The organism is Aerosakkonema funiforme FACHB-1375 (assembly GCF_014696265.1).
In the GTDB taxonomy this organism is placed as follows: Bacteria; Cyanobacteriota; Cyanobacteriia; order Cyanobacteriales; family Aerosakkonemataceae; genus Aerosakkonema; species Aerosakkonema funiforme_A.
Window position 1 is genome coordinate 23,862 of sequence record NZ_JACJPW010000053.1, and the last position, 17,589, is coordinate 41,450.

A 17,589-nucleotide genomic window follows, 5' to 3' on the forward strand; every position below is an offset into this window, starting at 1 on the left:
AGATTTTAATATTGATACTACTTGCAAACAAATCCGCTTCGATTACTCCCGTTATTATTGCATGGAGGGCGGGGGAAGTAAACTAGGGTGCGTCAGAACGGAAAATTTTAGCTACTGACCTAAAATTATCGTATCTGATGTACCCTACAGCTACAGAAGTTATTTTTTTCTTTTAACTGTTCCATTGGTAGATTCAAGATTACCATCTACCTGCCCATCTCCAAAAACTCCTTTCGGTCGCAGCAATTCCGAACGGAAAGATTGACGAATTTGGATATGCAAATATCGCTGTTGTAAAGGTTGCCACTGCTGCCACGCTTTGTAACGGCTTTCTGCCAGTTTTTCAGATAAAGTGCGAGGCAAGTTGTCTGTTTTTGAACCCAAAGCTTCGGCAAGAAATTCAGCTAAAACTACGCTATCTTGAATTTCACCTAATATGCTTTGGATGGTTTTCATGTCTTCTAAATAAGCTTGATAAGTGGCTCCGTAGAAGTTAGTAAATAATTCCATTTGATAGCGCACTCGTTTGGTTTGTTTGCGGAGGCTGTGCAGAACTTCTCCATGTACCGCTAATTCTTGTTCTACGGCTTTATGACTCATGTCTTTAAGCAGATGAATTTCTGCTTTTTCAGCTTTGGTTCCCACCAACCAGCCTGGATGAAGCAACAGTTCGCTGATTTGCGGCAGCAATAAATCTGGTAGCACTTCCAGAATTGGTAAATTAGCCATGTCGCGATAAGTCGGTTGTTCTAGCCAATCTAGAAAAGCCCGCTTCATATTCAGATAACGCGACTTTTCTAGAGTGGATTTTACATCTTTGAAAGCTTGTTGACGCTGTTGAGCTAAATAATCTAAAGCTGTATCTACAACTTTCTGTTCTGACTTGGGCAACTCCGGTCGATAATGGGTTTGAAGGCTTTCCTGAAGTACGTCTAAATCTCGCAGTACTCCCAAAGTGCGAGCAATTTTGCCAATAATTTTCTCTTGAGCTTCTTTGGGCAAATTTAAAGCAGGTGCAAAACCGGTTACAGCTGTACGCAGGCGACGCATACCGACGCGCATTTGGTGCAAGGCTTCGGGATCTTTATCTTTGAGAATATCTGCTTCGTGCTTGAGGGTTTTGTGAAAGTGTTTCTCAACTGCTAAGTAAGCCCAGTCGCCTAAAGTTTTTGCTTTTGTTGGGGTATCTACGGTCATAGTTAGTCCTCCAATTATCTGCGTCGCTAGCAATAAAAAGCCTGGTGTTGAGGTTTTCAGGCTGGGAAAGTTTTTTGATTGTGTTAATTAAGCTATTGTTAACTGCTGACTAATGGCTCTAGCCAAGGTGGGTTGATCATATCGTGGGGGCTAGAAACCCACAAGTCATAGCGGGTAACCGTTTCTCCCGTTTCCAGGTTTTTAATAAATGGTGTGCCAGTCCAAATTTGGCAACTGCATAGCTTTTTGGGGAAAGCGAGTTGAAAACCTCCCTCTATGGGTAGAATTTCAAAAAATTCTATGTGCCAGTGGGCGGGTTCGATCGCAACGTACTTTTGAGATTTTTCTGGACTTTCGCCATTTCCGTTACGGGGTGCAATGGGAGTAGGATCGATCGCCGTCGGCAAAAAATCGATATCTAGCAAGTCAGGTTTCATTCCGCAGGCTTCTACAAACGCCAGTATTTGCTGCCAATTGTAAACTGGAGACGAATCGCAGTCTACAGGAGTATTATCTCCAAAGCAGTGTCCCCCCAAAAGCCAAACGAGTTTGGCTAAAATGGCTTCCAGCCTGGGCCGATCGCTTTGGAGAACTTCCACATCTTCAGGTAGGAGAATTCGACCGGGAACAGACCACCAGTACTCCCAAGATACCAGGGGATTGAGAGGGATGAGGCGTTTGATGATACCGGGAATGCGATCGCGCAGCTGTATTTCCCTAATTTCCTCAGTAGATGCTACTTCCGAATCGGGAAGGTGTCGCATCAGGTTGTCATCCAAAGGATGTGGCTGTGCAAGCAGCATCTCATTTGGTATAAAGCCGTCGAAGTCTAACATAAGGACATCTTTTATTGGTTAACGGGTAGCGGCTGAGCTCTACCTCCTACCTATTAACTATCATTTATTCCCGACTGGGGAGCTAATTTTTTACTAAATTTTTGGAGAGAGCTATCCCGACGCCCGACGCCATAGCCCCGACGCCCTAGCTATATCTAAGGGAGAGCCGGTAATCGAATGGTGAAAGTACTACCTTTGCCCAATTCGCTTTGTACGCTCAAGCTACCGCCATGCGTGCGAACGATCGCTAATGCGATCGCCAGTCCCAATCCCGCCCCACCTGTACCTCGCGAGCGATCGCTGTTGACTCGATAGAAGCGATCGAAAATTCTCTGCTGTTCGTTTTGTGCAATACCAATACCGGTATCTTGGATATGAATTAGAGCATAGCGATCGCTGCGCTCCAAGACAACAATTACCTGACCGCCAGCAGTTGTATATTTAATACCATTGACAATTAAATTAGAAACCAAGCGATAAAGTCGATCGGGATTGCCCAAAACATTCAGTGAATTAAATAACCGGATATCGGCAGTCAACTTTACCTCAGCAGAAAGCGCCAACGCTGCAAATTCTTCTATGAGATCTTCAACCAGATCGTTGAGGCAACAAACTTGACTTTGCATCGGCAGATTTTGTCGATCCAAACGAGCCAATAAAAGCAAATCTGTGACTAAATTAGTCAACCTAAAATTTTGACGCTCTATAGTTTGGAGAATATCTCGCGCCTCTGTTTCATCTAACTGAGGCATCAACAGCGCTGATTCTACAGTAGCGTGCGTGGCAGCTAAAGGAGTCCGCAATTCGTGGGCAGCATCGGCTGTAAACTGTTGAATTTGTCTGTAGGATTGGTAAATCGGCTGCATTGCTAAACCTGCTAACCACCAGCTAGAAACGGCGATCGAAACGATTGCCATTGCCAATCCCAACCACAAAATTAATTGCACCGTATTGAGGTAATCGTCTAAATCTTTGAGGTTTCGCCCCACTTGTATGTATCCCCAATCTGCCTGAGAATCGGTATGCAGCGCTACGGAAATTTGATGATAGCGATTGCCTTTACTATCTTGTAGAGTTTGCCAAAGTTCCTTGTTTAATTGCAGGGGCAATCCCTCTGGATAATCTCCAGCTATAGCGATCGGACGGCCAAAATTATCAAATAAACGAACATAATAACTGCCTTGATTAATAACGCCTAAAGTATGGCGTTGGGAACTCAACTGCTCTTTTTGGCAGTTGGTTCCAATTTGACATATATTTGGTAAAAATCGCTGTAAAATTGGCTCCAAGCGTCCGGGTTGTTTGAGTTTCAATTCCAGGCTGTCGTGTAGCGTTCCCGCCACAGACTCGATTTCCCGGTCTAAAGCTACCAAATGGGCATGAGCGATCGCATTGTAAACACCTATACCGCACAAGCTCAAAATGAAAGCCATAACTCCTGCATACCAGGAAGCTAACCGCCAACGAGTCTGGTTAAATAGTTTATTTTGATTCATCACTCAGGTTGAGACGATACCCCATTCCGTGTATGGTTTCGATGGGAATCGTGCAGTCACTAGAAGACAGTTTGCGTCGCAGCAAACGCATTTGTGCGGCTACTACATTACTAACTGGTTCTGCACTCATTTCCCAAAGCTGATTGCGAATTTGGTCGCTGGTAACAATTTGATTTGGATGTTTCATCAAATATTCTAACAACTGAAACTCTTTAGTGGTGAGGGAAATCGCCTGCCTATTGCCATCGGTTTGCTGAAAACAAACTGCGTAACTACCGTAATCTAGTGTGAGATTTCCCACAGTTAGTTGTTGGGGTTGAAATTGAGGCGATCGCCGCTGCAAAGCGCGTAACCTTGCTAACAGTTCCGCCATGCCAAACGGCTTCACTAAATAGTCATCCGCACCAGCATCTAACCCAGCTACCTTATCTTCCATACGGTCTTTTGCTGTCAGCATTAACACAGGCAAAGAATTGCCCTTAGACCGCAGTCGCTTGCACAAGTCTAAACCCGATATTCCTGGCAGCAACCAATCGAAAATAGCTAGGGTGTATTGAGTCCACTGATTTTGTAGATAATCCCAAGCTTCGTGACCATCTTGCGCCCAGTCAACTACATACTTTTGCTGGTGCAATGTGCGCTTAATAGCCGCCCCTAAATCTGGTTCGTCTTCAACTAGCAAGACTCTCATAAAATTAGCTTCTATTTGTTAAAGTTAAAACGACCGTTCACTGTTTCGCCATTAATATCGGCAATCATTTTTACTTGATACTGACCGGGTGCTGTTTCGGGAAGTAAAACAGCGTAGTGTTTGCCCTCAGCATCATAAGACAAGTTTAGAGTTTTCTGGGTTCCATCGGGTAACTGAACTAAAGCTGTTACTTTGGCATTAGGTACTGATTCGTGGTTGTCACCTTTTTGTAAATAGAAATCTAAATGAGTTCCGTTTGCTTCTTTCTCTGGAACAAACTCTAGGTGATAAGTTCCCGTCTCGACTACTTGACCTCCTTTTGATGATTGGGAATGGTCTGATTTTGCAGATGTTTCGTTTGTCGATGTGTTGGGAGTAGAAGACTGAGTTTGAGAGGGAGAAGCGGCGACAGAGTTAGCGGGGCTGCTAGTTGAATTACTTCCTTCGGTTGCATTACTACAAGCTGTCAGTAAAAGCAACCCTACGCTAGCGAAAACAATTAAGCTGGTGTTTAGCGATTTCATACTGTTTGCTCCTTGAGTGTAAAAGTTATAAATTGTACCGATTTGTGGCCAATCAAATTAAGATGAAATTCGGGCATGAGTAGCGCTCTCGTCTTCGTAAAGAGATCTAGTTCGTTTCGGCATGAAAAATTTTCCAAATTTAGCGTATAAAGCGGGCAAAACTACCAGCGTTAATGCCGTAGAAGTAAACAAACCACCCAATACTACTATAGATAGCGGTTGCAGAATTTCCTTGCCTGGGCCACTTTCAACTACCAAAGGTGCTAAACCTAAAGCTGAAGTAAAAGCTGTCATTAAAATAGAATTTAGCCGTGACATCGAACCTTTAATCAAAACTTCTTTTAAAGGCATTCCTTCGGCATATTTACTATTATAGTTATCTACCAGTAACAAGCCGTTACGAGTGGCGACTCCAAACAAAGTAACAAAGCCAACTAAAGAAGCGATCGACACAATTCCCCCACTCATAGCGACCGAAAATACTCCTCCCACTAATGCCAACGGCAAGTTGATCGTAATCATGATAGTAGAGGGAATAGATTTGACGGAAAGGTACATGATGATGGTGATTGCCACAAAGGCGATCGCACTGAAAATTAAGATATTTTGCGTGGCTCTTTCTTGCGCTTCAAATTGACCTGAATACTGGATATAATAACCGGAGGGTATTTGCACTTGTTGCTTAATTTTTTGTCTAATCTCGTTAACGATCGAGCGCAAATCTCTGCCCCTAGCATTGGCAGAAACAACTATCAAACGGGAAACATTCTCGCGGTTGATAGTATTTGGCCCAGTACCGCTATCGATCGTGGCTACTTGTGCCAAGGGAATTTTATTGCCGTCAGGAGTATCGACTAGCAAGTTGCTAATAGTATCCAAGTTTTGACGTGCCTCTGGCTTTAACCAAACAACTAAATCAAACGTTTGTTGTTTTTCCAGAACTTGCGATACCACTCGCCCATTTAGTGCAGTTTCAATTGTTTCAGAAAGTTGTCCAACTGTCAAACCATATCGAGAAGCAGCAGCGCGATTAAACTTGATCTGAATTTGTTCGATCGGTACTTGCGGTTCTAACTGCAAATCTACAATTCCCTTGACAGTTTTCATAATATCATTTACTTCTCCCCCAAGACTGCGAAGTTTATCTAATTCTAGGCCGAAAATTTTGATGGCGATCGCACTCCTCACCCCAGACAGCACTTCATCCATCCGGTGCGAAATAAAACCCCCAATATTTGGCGCTACTCCCGGTAATTTAGCAAACTCTTCCCGCAGCTTTTCAATAGTTTTTTCCCTATGTTTCATTCCCTCTTCACTTAACTCGATATCCAAATGCCCCAAGTTAACCCCCGCTGCATCGCCATCTCCCGGCGCACGTCCGGAACGCAATTGCACATAAGGAAATCTGGGGTCATTTTTCAGCGCATCTTGAAGTGCAAAACCCGCACTATTTGTCGCTGACAAAGACATACCGGGATATAGCATTAAAGTATTCACCAAAGTTTGCTCTTGAAACTCCGGTAAAAATATCCTTCCCAAAGAAGGAACGATCGCCATTGCCGCCACCAAACTAGCAATAGCTAAAGCTATAACAATTCCAGAAAAACTTACAGAAAATTTTAAAATAGGATAATAAAGCGACTTAAAAAACCTCGCTACCCAAGGTTCTGTTTCTGGCAAGTAACCGTGAGGCAACAAAATCGCGCACAAAGCGGGAGTTACTGTTAGTGCAATCAAGCTAGATGCCACAACGGCGGCAATATAACCGAGTCCCATCGGGATAAAAATGCTGCCTTCAACGCCACTCAAAGCGAAAACAGGAGAAAAAACAACTAAAGTAATAATAGTAGCTCCAAATACGGAATCGCGCACCTCTTGGCAACCGTCAAATACCACATCTAAAACCGGACGCGGATGGGGGGAATATTTATTTTCTCGCAAACAACGATAAACATTTTCTGCATCGACGATCGCATCATCAACGGCTGAACCGATCGCAACGGCTAAACCTCCCAAGGTCATTGTATTTAAACCTTGTCCCCACCAATTCAGCATCATCACTCCCACTAGCAACGATAAAGGTAAAGCTGTTAAACAAACAGCGAGGTTGCGCCAATTCATTAAAAATGGAATCAGGATAAGCGCAACGATAATGGCACCTTCAAATAATGCTTCTCGCACATTTTCAATGGAAGAATCGATGTAGTTTTCCTGACGGAATGTAGCGGTAACTTTAATATCTTTCGGTAAACCTGCTTTTATCTCTTCCATTGCCGCTTCAATGGCACGGGTAACGGTGGGGGTATCGGCAAGAGGCTGTTTATTAACCATCACAATAACTGCCTTTTGACCGTTAAAACTACCATCACCTCGTTTGATACCTGCACCTATTTGCACATCAGCGACATCGGATATATTGACGGGTGTGCCATTGCGTGCAGTAATTACCGATCGCTGTAAGTCTTCGATAGATTCAATTCGCCCAATTCCCCGAATTAATTTTTCGCGATCGGGCCCGATCGCATAACCACCCGGAGCATTGACATTGGCGGCTTTTGCTGCTTCCACAACATCTTCTAGAGAAACATTAAAAGCTTTCAACTTTTCCGGGTCAACTAATACTTGATATTGGCGAACATCGCCCCCATAAGCGACAACTTGACTGACTCCCGGCACAGCTAAAAGGCGATTGGTTACTTGCCAATCAACGATGCGCCGCACTTCCATCAAATCGATTTGAGATTGGGCGGTTTCGTTGGGAATAGTGAAAGCATATTGCAGTACCGTGCCCACAGGAGAACTAATCGGAGAAATTTGCGGCGTTTCTACTCCTTCCGGCAATTTACTTTGAGCTTGTTGCAATCGCTCTGTGACTAATTGTCGAGCTAGATAAATATCAGTTTCCCAGTTAAAGATAATTTTGACAACGGAAATTCCCGCCGCACTGGCAGAACGTACTGCTGTTACTCCCGGAGTCCCGTTTACCGAACTTTCAATCGGTAAAGTTACGAGGGATTCGACTTCTTCGGGAGCGAGTCCCGGTGCTTCGGTTTGAATTTCCACTTGGGGCGGTGCAAAGCTAGGAAATACATCTAAAGGCATTTGGATGATGGTACGAAATATCCAAATCGTCACCACAATTGCACCCAAAATAACTAACCAACGACGGGCGATCGCCCATTTGATAATCGCACTAAGCATTGTTGTATAGCTAGGGACTAGGGGCTAGGGGCTAGGGACTAGGGAAGAGGGAAGAGGGAAGAGGGTTACGGAATAAGGGATAAAAAGTATGCCACAAACGATTGCTATTTGCTGTAGTAATTACCGCTTTTCTAATGCTTGCAATTCATAAATCGGAATGTCGGATTCTGAAAAGTTTGTCGGCATTGGGCGATGCTGAGTGCGACGAGTCGCCCAAACAGTACCTCCCCAGAAAGTAAAAACTGCGATCGCACCACCAGCAGGTATCGCCCACCACCAAGAGACTGGTAACTGGGTAAGTGAAGGAGTGGGGGATTGGGAGAGTGGGGGAGTGGGGGAAGTATTATGTACATTTTCTCCCGCTTTTTTAGAGTCACCGCGTAAAGATTGTGCGTAAAGTTGCGGTGCGCGTTGCGTGACTACTAAATCTCCTTCAAACAAACCAGTTTTTACTTCCACCATATCCCCAGAAGTTTGACCTAAAGTAACTTCAACTGGTTGATAGTTATTACCGTTTTGTACGTAAACCAGTTTCTTGCCATTTGCTTCCACTACAGCGGAATTGGCGATCGCCAAAATCGGTGTGGCTGTCTTATCTGTTAATACTTCCAATTCGGCAAACGTACCCGGTTTGAGGATGCCGCTATAGTTTTCTAATTGAGCTTTTACAGGCACTACTCGCGTTTCTGTTTCTACCAACGAACCAATTACCGTAATATTTCCCCTAAAGGTTTGGTTCGGTAAACTGGCAACTTTCACATTTACCTGCTGACCGATTTTGATTTTATCTAAATCTTTTTCATAAATATTCGCAGTGGCAAAAACCTGGCTGTCATTGACAATCGTCATTAACTTGCCGCCCGCATCCTGGAATGATTGACCGAGGCTAACTTCTCTGTCAGCAACTCTACCAGCAATAGGAGCATTCACCGTCACCAATCCCTTATCGTTAGCGCGATTTCCTAATTGTTGCAGTCGAGTTTGATAGGTGGCATTACTCAGTTTCACACGAGATTGTGCTACTTCAACAGCCGATTGAGCGCGTTTGAGTTGAGCTTCGGCTTCTAATACTTCTCGGCGGCTGTGAGCTTTGGTAAGTTGGGCTTTAGCTTCTGCTAATTTACCTTCCGATTCGCGCAATTCCCTGAGAGGCAAATCCACTTCGGCGCGTTTTACCTGGCTTTCGGCTTCAAGAACATTCGGACGACTTAAAGCTTTGGCGAGATCGGCTTTAGCTTCTTGCAGATGAGCTTGGGATTCCAGCATTTGCCGTCGTGGGAGAGCGCCTTTTTCGACTAATTCTTTATCGCGATCGTACTGTTCTTGTGCAACTGACAATTCGGTTTTAGCTCGCGCTATTTCGGCGTCGGCTATTTGAATTTGACGTTGATAATTTTCTTGAGCTACTTTTAATACTGCTTGGCGATCGACCAAATTTTTATCGCGATCGTACTGCGATTGCGCCGCTGTTAGTTGAGTTTGAGCTTGTGCTATTTCGGCATCGGATATTTGACGCTGACGCTGATAATTTTCTTGAGCTAGCTTCAAATTTGCTTGAGCTTGTTGTAAATCTGCTTGAGCCTCAGCTTGTTTTTCCTCAGAGTTAACTCGCAGTTCCACTAATTCCGGCGCAGCAACGACGGCGACGGGTTGACCCTGTTTGACAACTGCACCCGGTTCTACTAATAACTCAACAATTTTTCCGGGAATTGGCGCTGTTACTTCTACTTTTTGGCTGGGTAGGGTTTCAATTATCCCAGTAGTTTTAATACTAACAGCTAACTGCTGACGGTTAACTGGTTCTACTTTAATTGCCAGCCGTTTTGCCGTTTCTGCATCAACTTGAATAGATTCAGTTGACTGAGAAGCTTCTGTTCCCTCTTGATGAAATTCATCCCCATGTCCGGCGTGAGCTAAAACTGCTGCGGGAGTCATTAACAAAATCAGACTCAGGAACGTTCCAGAAATCCAAGAACGCGAGCCGGGTGATGGATAATGGGAACAGTGCTGCATCATTGGGATCTTCCTCGTGCAAAGAACGGTTGGCTGTAACCGAGATGGCTTGTTTAACGAAGCTCTCTTTCCTCAGTTTTTCATACAGAAATGAAATCAGGATGAAATTTCGCCAACCGTTTGCAGCACTGCGCTCAACATTCCCTCTTTGGAGCGATTGACTTTATTGTTTGTACCAAGCTTGTCGCCATTGTTTCATTTGTTTGATTTCTGCCTCCTGTGCTTTAACAATTGCTTGGGATAATTGTTTAATTTCCGCACGTTTGGATTTACTCAAGGCATCTTGAGCCATTGTTAGGGCTCCCTCATGGTGTGGAATCATCGCATTGATAAAACGCAAGTCAAACTCACCATTAGCTGCACCTAAGTCCATATCCATCATCATGTTTTTCTTTTGGTCAGATGACATTTCCGTCATTTTACCGGTGGCTGCGTCATAAGCCATTGGTTTATCTGCTGCTTTGGGATACCAAGCTTTCCGCCACTGCTGCATGAGATCGATTTCTTTATTTTGATCTTTGATGATATCTTCTGCCAGTTTTTTGATTTGGGGGCGAGTAGATTTTTGTTGTGCTTCTTTTGCCATTTCCACCGCCCCTTGATGGTGCAGTATCATCCCATCGATGAACCGGAGGTCGTAGTCAACATCTGCTGGGCCTAAATTCATTGCCATGCTGTGGTCTGTGTGGCTATGATGTACGGCACTGCTATTATCTATATTTTGATTGTTATTAGTATTTGTTACAGCAGCATTTTGACCTTCGCTTTGATTCGGGGAGGTAATAGAACCATTCTGGGAAGGATTAGAACAAGCCGTGAGAACGCCACTTAGGGAGGCAACCGCCATCATAGTTAACGCCAATAAGCTTGTTTTTGCTGAAATCGATCGCATAATTTTTCGAGCCATCTCGCTTTTACCAGAAAATTTATTTTTACTCTTGTTAACCCTCAGATTTTCACCGCAGGGCTACTACTGATATTGACATATAAGAATGAAATCTAGATGAAATCTTTGCACATTTGGAAAAATTCATTCTCTCCTTAGAAAGATGCGTATTTTAAAATTTTTCTATAATAATATCTTGCACCAGAGTCAGGAACCGGGTTTCTGGCAAATATCTTTCCCTGAAAGCTTAGATTTTGCGTTGAGAAACCCGGTTTATTCAGCCTTATTAGCAGAACAGTATTGAGTGCCCGCGATTATTATTAAATATTTATCGATTTACGCTAGGCTTGGCGCTTGAACCAGTCGTCGGTTTTGTATTTGTGGGGTGATGTTGCTTGTGCTGAGCTGTAGTGGGTTTATTATTCTTGCCCATCATTCCGTTAGCCATCATGTTAGCCATCATAGACTCACAGCACTTTTTGTTATCATTCTTATTGCTTGTCATTTGCTGGTGCTGGGCTGGCGCTTTAGCAGTGGTGTGAGAAGGTGGAGTTGGCGTTGTCGTTTTGTTTTGTGCAAAGAGAGGACTGAATGTAAGTGCCAGCACTGTTAGACCGCCAGCAGCAGCACTGAGGATGTTTTGAGTAACTCTATTCATATGTTGGGAAACCTTCTGCTAAACAATCTCGTTTTGGCTTCCTATTTATTAGTTTGACACTTATTTATGAAATTAGCATGAAATCCTATTTTGATAATTTTTAACAATATCTATGTTGTTTTAAGTAAGTGGGCATAAATAAACCAAAGATAATTTGTAGGGTGGGGACTGCCCACCATTAGCTCATATCAAGGATTACAAGCATTTTGGTGTGTACTGCCCACCTTACTTCTTCTTCCCCTAGCCCCCAGCCATAATTGCAAATTTGAGATTTCAGATTTGATTCCCCCACAAGAGGCGAGGGATTAACCAAAAATTTGAAATTTTAAATCTAAAATCTGAAATCTTCAATCAACCCCACCTGTGTCCGTGGCCCCATCGGGAAGGGTATGGGTGGGGCTGTAAACCTTTCTGGGCCAAAAAAAGACGGGACAAAGGCCAATTTGTCATCGAACTTTGGAAAACTGTAGTCAAACAAGCGCCCCTACTTGGAACAAACCACTTAAAATGGGTTGGATTTGCACACTCTTACTCCAGGCCAACCATTATGCCTCGTCGTGATGACCTCCACAAAATCCTGCTGTTGGGTTCTGGCCCAATTGTGATCGGCCAAGCCTGCGAATTCGACTATTCGGGCACTCAGGCTTGCAAGGCACTCCGCAGTGAAGGGTACGAGGTGGTGTTAGTTAACTCCAACCCAGCCACCATTATGACCGATCCGGAAACGGCAGACCGCACATATATTGAGCCGCTGACGCCGGAAATGGTGGAAAAAGTGATTGCCAAAGAGCGTCCCGATGCTCTGTTGCCCACGATGGGCGGACAAACTGCGTTAAATTTGGCGGTAGCTTTATCAAAAAATGGCGTTTTGGAACGCTACGGTGTTGAATTGATCGGAGCTAAACTGGAAGCGATCGAAAAAGCAGAAGACCGACAGCTATTTAAAGAAGCGATGCAAAAAATAGGTGTAGGCGTTTGTCCTTCCGGCATTGCTTGCAACGTTAACGAAGCTAAAGAAATCGCTCATCAAATTGGCACCTATCCCCTCATTATTCGACCCGCTTTTACTATGGGAGGGTCGGGTGGTGGTATCGCCTACAACCAAGAAGAATTTGAAGTAATGGCGCAAGCTGGTATAGATGCCAGTCCCGTTTCCCAAATTTTGATCGAAAAGTCGCTTTTAGGCTGGAAAGAATATGAATTAGAAGTAATGCGAGATCTGGCGGATAACGTGGTGATTATCTGCTCGATCGAAAACATCGACCCGATGGGTATTCACACAGGCGATTCGATTACCGTCGCACCCGCACAAACTCTCACAGATAAAGAATACCAGCGCCTGCGCGATGCTTCCATCAAAATTATCCGCGAGATTGGTGTAGAAACTGGCGGTTCTAATATTCAGTTCGCCGTCAATCCGGTCAACGGCGAAGTAATTGTCATTGAAATGAATCCCCGCGTGTCTCGTTCTTCCGCGTTAGCTTCCAAAGCTACCGGTTTCCCCATTGCCAAGTTTGCTGCTAAATTGGCAGTCGGTTACACGCTGGATGAAATTAATAATGATATTACCAAGAAAACGCCGGCATCCTTTGAGCCAACAATTGACTACGTGGTCACGAAAATCCCGCGTTTTGCCTTTGAAAAGTTCCCCGGAACGACACCGATACTGACAACGCAAATGAAATCGGTGGGTGAAGCAATGGCAATCGGTCGCACGTTCCAAGAATCGTTTCAAAAGGCATTGCGAAGTTTAGAAACCGGTCGCTCCGGTTGGGGTTGCGATAAATCGGAAAAATTGCCTTCCCTCGAACAAATTCGCGCTCAGTTGCGGACGCCAAATCCAGAACGAATTTTCACTTTGCGTCACGCGATGCAGTTGGGAATGTCGGTAGAAGATATCTACGAACTGACGGGAATCGATCCTTGGTTTTTGGATAAGATGCAGGAATTGCTGGAAACCGAAAAATTCTTGAAACGCACTCCTTTGCAACAAATAACTAAGGAGCAGTTGTTTGCAATTAAGCAACAGGGATTTAGCGACCGGCAAATTGCCTTCGCCACGAAAACCAAGGAAGATGAAGTGCGCGAGTACCGTAAAAGTTTGGGCGTTATCCCCATTTACAAAACAGTCGATACCTGCGCGGCAGAGTTTGAGGCGTTTACCCCTTATCACTATTCCGCTTATGAATTGGGTTGTGGGGTACAATCGGAAACAGCAGATCTCGATTACCCCGAAAAAGGTGAATCGGAAGTCTTGCCATCCGATAAACAAAAGGTGATGATTTTGGGTGGCGGCCCTAATCGCATCGGACAAGGGATTGAGTTCGATTATTGCTGTTGTCACGCATCCTATGCTTTGCGCGGTGCCGGGTTTGAGACGATTATGGTAAACTCGAATCCGGAAACGGTTTCGACGGATTACGATACGAGCGATCGTCTCTATTTTGAACCGCTCACTAAAGAAGATGTTCTCAATATCATTGAGACGGAAAAACCAGTAGGAATTATCGTGCAGTTTGGCGGACAAACGCCGCTGAAACTATCAGTACCTCTGCAAGAAGCGCTCAATGAAAATCCCGACCTCGGTACGAAGATTTGGGGAACATCGCCAGATTCGATCGACATTGCGGAAGACCGGGAACGCTTTGCGGAAATTGTCGATAAATTGCAATTGCTCACAGCTCCCAACGGTATTGCTCGCAGTGAAGAAGAAGCTCTGACAATTGCACGAAAAATCGGTTATCCGGTAGTCGTTCGTCCCAGCTACGTTTTGGGCGGACGCGCAATGGAAATCGTTTATTCGGATAGCGATTTAGAGCGTTATATGACAATGGCGGTGCAGGTAGAACCGGAAAAACCCGTCCTAGTCGATAAGTTTTTGGAGAATGCGATCGAAGTCGATGTAGATGCGATCGCAGATAGCACCGGACGAGTAGTAATTGGCGGCATTATGGAACATATCGAACAAGCAGGAATTCACTCTGGGGATTCTGCTTGCACATTGCCAACAACTTCTCTGCCACCAGCAGTTTTGCAAATAATTCGCGACCAAACAATTCGCTTAGCAAAAGCGCTCAATGTCATAGGCTTAATGAATATTCAGTATGCCATTGCCGGAGCGCACAGTTACACGCCACAGGTTTATATTTTGGAAGCGAATCCCAGAGCGTCGCGCACAGTACCATTTGTGTCGAAAGCAATTGGTAAACCCTTGGCGAAACTCGCTTCTTTAATTATGTCAGGTAAAACGTTGGAAGAGTTGGGATTGACCAAGGAAATCATCCCCAATCACATCGCTGTCAAAGAAGCCGTATTGCCATTTGATAAATTCCCAGGTACGGATACTTTACTTGGCCCAGAAATGCGATCGACTGGCGAAGTCATGGGAATCGATAGCGATTTCGGTAAAGCATTTACCAAAGCAGAATTAGCCGCCAACGTGCGCTTACCTTTATCGGGAACCGTGTTCGTTTCTATGAACGATCGCGATAAAACAGCAGTAGTTCCAGTAGTAAAACAATTCTTGGAATTAGGCTTTGAAGTTGTGGCGACAGATGGAACTCGTCGAGTATTGCAAGAAAACGGCGTCAAAAATGTCGGTTTAGTGCTGAAAGTACACGAAGGGCGTCCGCACATTGTAGACGCAATTAAAAATGAAAAAATCCAGATCGTGATCAACACACCTTCTGGAGAAGAAGCAGCAACCGATGCCCGTTTGTTGCGGCGTACAGCCTTAGCTTACAAAGTTCCTGTGATTACCACAATCGCTGGTGCTACGGCTACTGCGGCTGCGATCGCACGTTTGCAATCCTCACCCCTGGATGTGAAAACCATTCAGGAATATCTCGCCTAATTTGTACTGGGTAATAAGTAATGGGTGAAATTAATTTTAATTTCCCCATTTATCCAATATTTACCCATGTACTGTGTGGGGGCGAAGCATTGGGGCGACAATCTATGACACCCAACCAAAATATTTAAAACCGAATGCTTCGCCCGACCCCCGCGACAATTGCAAAAAACGATATTTATGACACCCAACCAAAATATTTAAAACCGAATGCTTCGCCCACCCCCGGCGACAATTGCAAAAAACGATATTTATGACACCCAACCAAAATATATCAATCGGAATGCTTCGCCCACCCCCGGCGACAATTGCAAAAAACGATATTTATGACACCCAACCAAAATACATCAATTGTCGCGTAGGACAAAGCATTCGTAATACATGAATTGTCGCCATGACAGGGTGAAGCATTCGGATATATCGATTGTAGATTTTTATCAAAAATAGTCGCCCGAATGCTTCACCCCTACAAATAAATCCGATCAAATTCTGCATTGCCATGACATATAATCCCGACATCCACCATCGCCATTCAATTCGCCTCAAAGGATATGATTATTCCCAACCAGGCGCATATTTTTTCACAATTTGCTGTCACCAAAGGCGATGTTTGCTGGGCGAAATTATCAACGGCATTATGCAACCAAATATAGCAGGTGCAACCGTTGAAGCACTTTGGCATAATTTACCGCGTCATTTTCCTTTTATCAAACTTGATGCTTTTGTCATCATGCCCAATCACATACATGGTATTATTCTTATTACCGAACATCAAAATAATATTGCCAATAACCAACTATTAATACCCCAAAGAAACCATCAAACATCCTTACCCAATGGCACTAAACCAGGTTCTTTGGGTGCAATTTTGCAAAACTTTAAATCAGTTAGCACTCGCAGAGTTAATCGCCTCACGCGCAATTCCGGCACAATTTGGCAGAGCAATTACCACGAAGAAATCATCCGCAACGAACAAGCGTATAATAATATTAGACGCTACATAATCGAAAATCCCCTCAACTGGGAAGATGATGAAGAAAACCTAACCAAATTTAAACCTATTTAACATTCTGTTAATTCCGCATTACATAATGTGTAGGGGCGTTCGCGCAGCGTGCCGTAGGCATTAGCATTCGGGCGACTATCTATGACACCCAACTAAAATATTAAAAACCGAATGCTTCGCCCGACCCCCGCGACAATATAAAAACAATTTAATTTTTTGTCATCCCCAACAGAGTCAAAGTATAGTATTATTCATACAACCTGTAGGGGCGAAGCATTCGGGCGACTATCTATGACACCCAACTAAAATATTAAAAACCGAATACTTCGCCCGACCCCCGCGACAATATAAAAACAATTTAATTTTTTGTCATCCCCAACAGAGTCAAAGCATAGTATTATTCATACAACCTGTAGGGGAGAAGCATTCGGGCGACAATCTATGACACCCAACCAAAATATATCAAACCGAATGCTTCGCCCACCCCCGCGACGATATGAAAAGAATATAATTTTTTGTCATCGCCAACAGAGTCAAAGCCTTCGTAATACATCAATTGTCGCCAAGACAGGGTGAAGCATTCGGATATATCAATTGTCGATTTTTATCAAAAATAGTCGCCCGAATGCTTCACCCCTACAAACTCGGAAATATTCCTTTTAAATATTGAGCCGATCGCATTTATGCCTTACAATAGGCTATATAGATTGGAACAAATAATGGCAGATATTTTAATTGAAGTTCAGGGACAAGATGCGATCGCAGCTACCGAAGAATTGCTCTCCATCTCTGGAATATCCGGCAGTTACGAGGTGGACAGCGAAGTAGAACGGGAAGGAACCTTAGCCACCATAGCCACTATTATAGGGATTGTCGGAGGTGCGATCGCGATCGCCGAACAGATTCGCAAATGGTATCAAGAATACAAACAAGGAAAATCCGGGAAAACGATCGAGAAAGTGCTAATTGTCGGAAAAAATGGCCAGCGGCTACTTTTGCAGAACGCCACATTAGACGAAATTCAGAAAATTTTAGAAAGTTGAGGGCCAATGTTGTTGGCGAATTAATTACTGTAGGGGCGAAGCATTTGGGCGACAATTTATGAAACCCACTAAAGATACTTGTACCCAAATGCTTCGCCCTCCCCCACAGACAACCTGTATATCAATTTTGCGCCGAGACAGGGCGAAGCATTCGGATTGTTAGATCTTGGTTGAGTTTTATAAATTGT

Annotated in this window: 12 protein-coding genes; 3 read left to right on the top strand and 9 right to left on the bottom strand. The window is 44.1% G+C overall.

What is annotated here, in order from left to right:
• Nucleotides 1-159 precede the first annotated feature (159 nt).
• The 9 genes from H6G03_RS20405 to H6G03_RS20445 form a co-directional block, all read right to left on the bottom strand.
• The gene (locus H6G03_RS20405; protein WP_190467515.1) at nt 160-1,197 is read right to left on the bottom strand and encodes a CHAD domain-containing protein; all 1,038 of its coding nucleotides are present in this window, start codon (nt 1,195-1,197) and stop codon (nt 160-162) included.
• A gap of 98 nt (nt 1,198-1,295) precedes the next feature.
• Nucleotides 1,296-2,033 carry a hypothetical protein gene (locus tag H6G03_RS20410; RefSeq protein ID WP_190467518.1) on the bottom strand — a complete coding sequence of 246 codons (738 nt, stop codon included), beginning with the start codon at nt 2,031-2,033 and terminating at the stop codon, nt 1,296-1,298.
• Nucleotides 2,034-2,188: 155 nt separating this feature from the next.
• Nucleotides 2,189-3,529: a two-component system sensor histidine kinase RppB gene (gene rppB / locus H6G03_RS20415; protein ID WP_190467521.1), complete on the bottom strand. Its 1,341-nt coding sequence runs from the start codon at nt 3,527-3,529 to the stop codon at nt 2,189-2,191.
• On the bottom strand, nt 3,516-4,220 hold the full coding sequence (rppA, locus tag H6G03_RS20420; RefSeq protein WP_190467525.1) for a two-component system response regulator RppA: 705 nt from the start codon (nt 4,218-4,220) through the stop codon (nt 3,516-3,518). The genes rppB and rppA overlap by 14 nt, the downstream gene beginning before the upstream one ends.
• A gap of 11 nt (nt 4,221-4,231) precedes the next feature.
• Nucleotides 4,232-4,744, bottom strand: a complete 513-nt coding sequence (locus H6G03_RS20425; protein WP_190467528.1) for a hypothetical protein — start codon at nt 4,742-4,744, stop codon at nt 4,232-4,234.
• Nucleotides 4,745-4,801: 57 nt separating this feature from the next.
• The gene (locus H6G03_RS20430; protein ID WP_190467531.1) at nt 4,802-7,945 is read right to left on the bottom strand and encodes an efflux RND transporter permease subunit; all 3,144 of its coding nucleotides are present in this window, start codon (nt 7,943-7,945) and stop codon (nt 4,802-4,804) included.
• Nucleotides 7,946-8,065: 120 nt separating this feature from the next.
• A complete protein-coding gene (locus H6G03_RS20435) occupies nt 8,066-9,958 on the bottom strand; it encodes an efflux RND transporter periplasmic adaptor subunit (RefSeq protein WP_242060440.1) in 1,893 nt (630 codons plus the stop codon).
• Nucleotides 9,959-10,121: 163 nt separating this feature from the next.
• Nucleotides 10,122-10,850: a DUF305 domain-containing protein gene (locus H6G03_RS20440; RefSeq protein WP_190467592.1), complete on the bottom strand. Its 729-nt coding sequence runs from the start codon at nt 10,848-10,850 to the stop codon at nt 10,122-10,124.
• 322 nt (nt 10,851-11,172) lie between these two features.
• Nucleotides 11,173-11,502, bottom strand: a complete 330-nt coding sequence (locus H6G03_RS20445; RefSeq protein ID WP_190467539.1) for a hypothetical protein — start codon at nt 11,500-11,502, stop codon at nt 11,173-11,175.
• 547 nt (nt 11,503-12,049) lie between these two features.
• On the opposite strand from H6G03_RS20445, the gene carB reads away from it, so the two are divergent.
• The 3 genes from carB (at nt 12,050) to H6G03_RS20460 (ending at nt 17,401) form a co-directional block, all read left to right on the top strand.
• Nucleotides 12,050-15,355, top strand: a complete 3,306-nt coding sequence (gene carB, locus H6G03_RS20450) for a carbamoyl-phosphate synthase large subunit (RefSeq protein ID WP_190467543.1) — start codon at nt 12,050-12,052, stop codon at nt 15,353-15,355.
• Between the two features lie 496 nt (nt 15,356-15,851).
• On the top strand, nt 15,852-16,418 hold the full coding sequence (locus H6G03_RS20455; RefSeq protein WP_190467547.1) for a transposase: 567 nt from the start codon (nt 15,852-15,854) through the stop codon (nt 16,416-16,418).
• Nucleotides 16,419-17,077: 659 nt separating this feature from the next.
• Nucleotides 17,078-17,401 (top strand): hypothetical protein, encoded by a 324-nt coding sequence (locus H6G03_RS20460; RefSeq protein WP_190467549.1) that lies wholly within the window; start codon nt 17,078-17,080, stop codon nt 17,399-17,401.
• The last annotated feature ends 188 nt before the right edge of the window (nt 17,402-17,589 follow it).

What these genes read in the sequence shown, in the direction of transcription:
- H6G03_RS20410 (WP_190467518.1), bottom strand. Translation starts at nt 2,033, where the DNA reads ATGTTAGACTTCGACGGCTTTATACCAAATGAGATGCTGCTTGCACAG.
- H6G03_RS20455 (WP_190467547.1), top strand. Translation starts at nt 15,852, where the DNA reads ATGACATATAATCCCGACATCCACCATCGCCATTCAATTCGCCTCAAA.
- H6G03_RS20425 (WP_190467528.1), bottom strand. Translation starts at nt 4,744, where the DNA reads ATGAAATCGCTAAACACCAGCTTAATTGTTTTCGCTAGCGTAGGGTTG.
- H6G03_RS20405 (WP_190467515.1), bottom strand. Translation starts at nt 1,197, where the DNA reads ATGACCGTAGATACCCCAACAAAAGCAAAAACTTTAGGCGACTGGGCT.
- H6G03_RS20440 (WP_190467592.1), bottom strand. Translation starts at nt 10,850, where the DNA reads ATGCGATCGATTTCAGCAAAAACAAGCTTATTGGCGTTAACTATGATG.
- H6G03_RS20435 (WP_242060440.1), bottom strand. Translation starts at nt 9,958, where the DNA reads ATGCAGCACTGTTCCCATTATCCATCACCCGGCTCGCGTTCTTGGATT.
- H6G03_RS20445 (WP_190467539.1), bottom strand. Translation starts at nt 11,502, where the DNA reads ATGAATAGAGTTACTCAAAACATCCTCAGTGCTGCTGCTGGCGGTCTA.
- H6G03_RS20430 (WP_190467531.1), bottom strand. Translation starts at nt 7,945, where the DNA reads ATGCTTAGTGCGATTATCAAATGGGCGATCGCCCGTCGTTGGTTAGTT.
- carB (WP_190467543.1), top strand. Translation starts at nt 12,050, where the DNA reads ATGCCTCGTCGTGATGACCTCCACAAAATCCTGCTGTTGGGTTCTGGC.
- H6G03_RS20460 (WP_190467549.1), top strand. Translation starts at nt 17,078, where the DNA reads ATGGCAGATATTTTAATTGAAGTTCAGGGACAAGATGCGATCGCAGCT.
- rppA (WP_190467525.1), bottom strand. Translation starts at nt 4,220, where the DNA reads ATGAGAGTCTTGCTAGTTGAAGACGAACCAGATTTAGGGGCGGCTATT.
- rppB (WP_190467521.1), bottom strand. Translation starts at nt 3,529, where the DNA reads ATGAATCAAAATAAACTATTTAACCAGACTCGTTGGCGGTTAGCTTCC.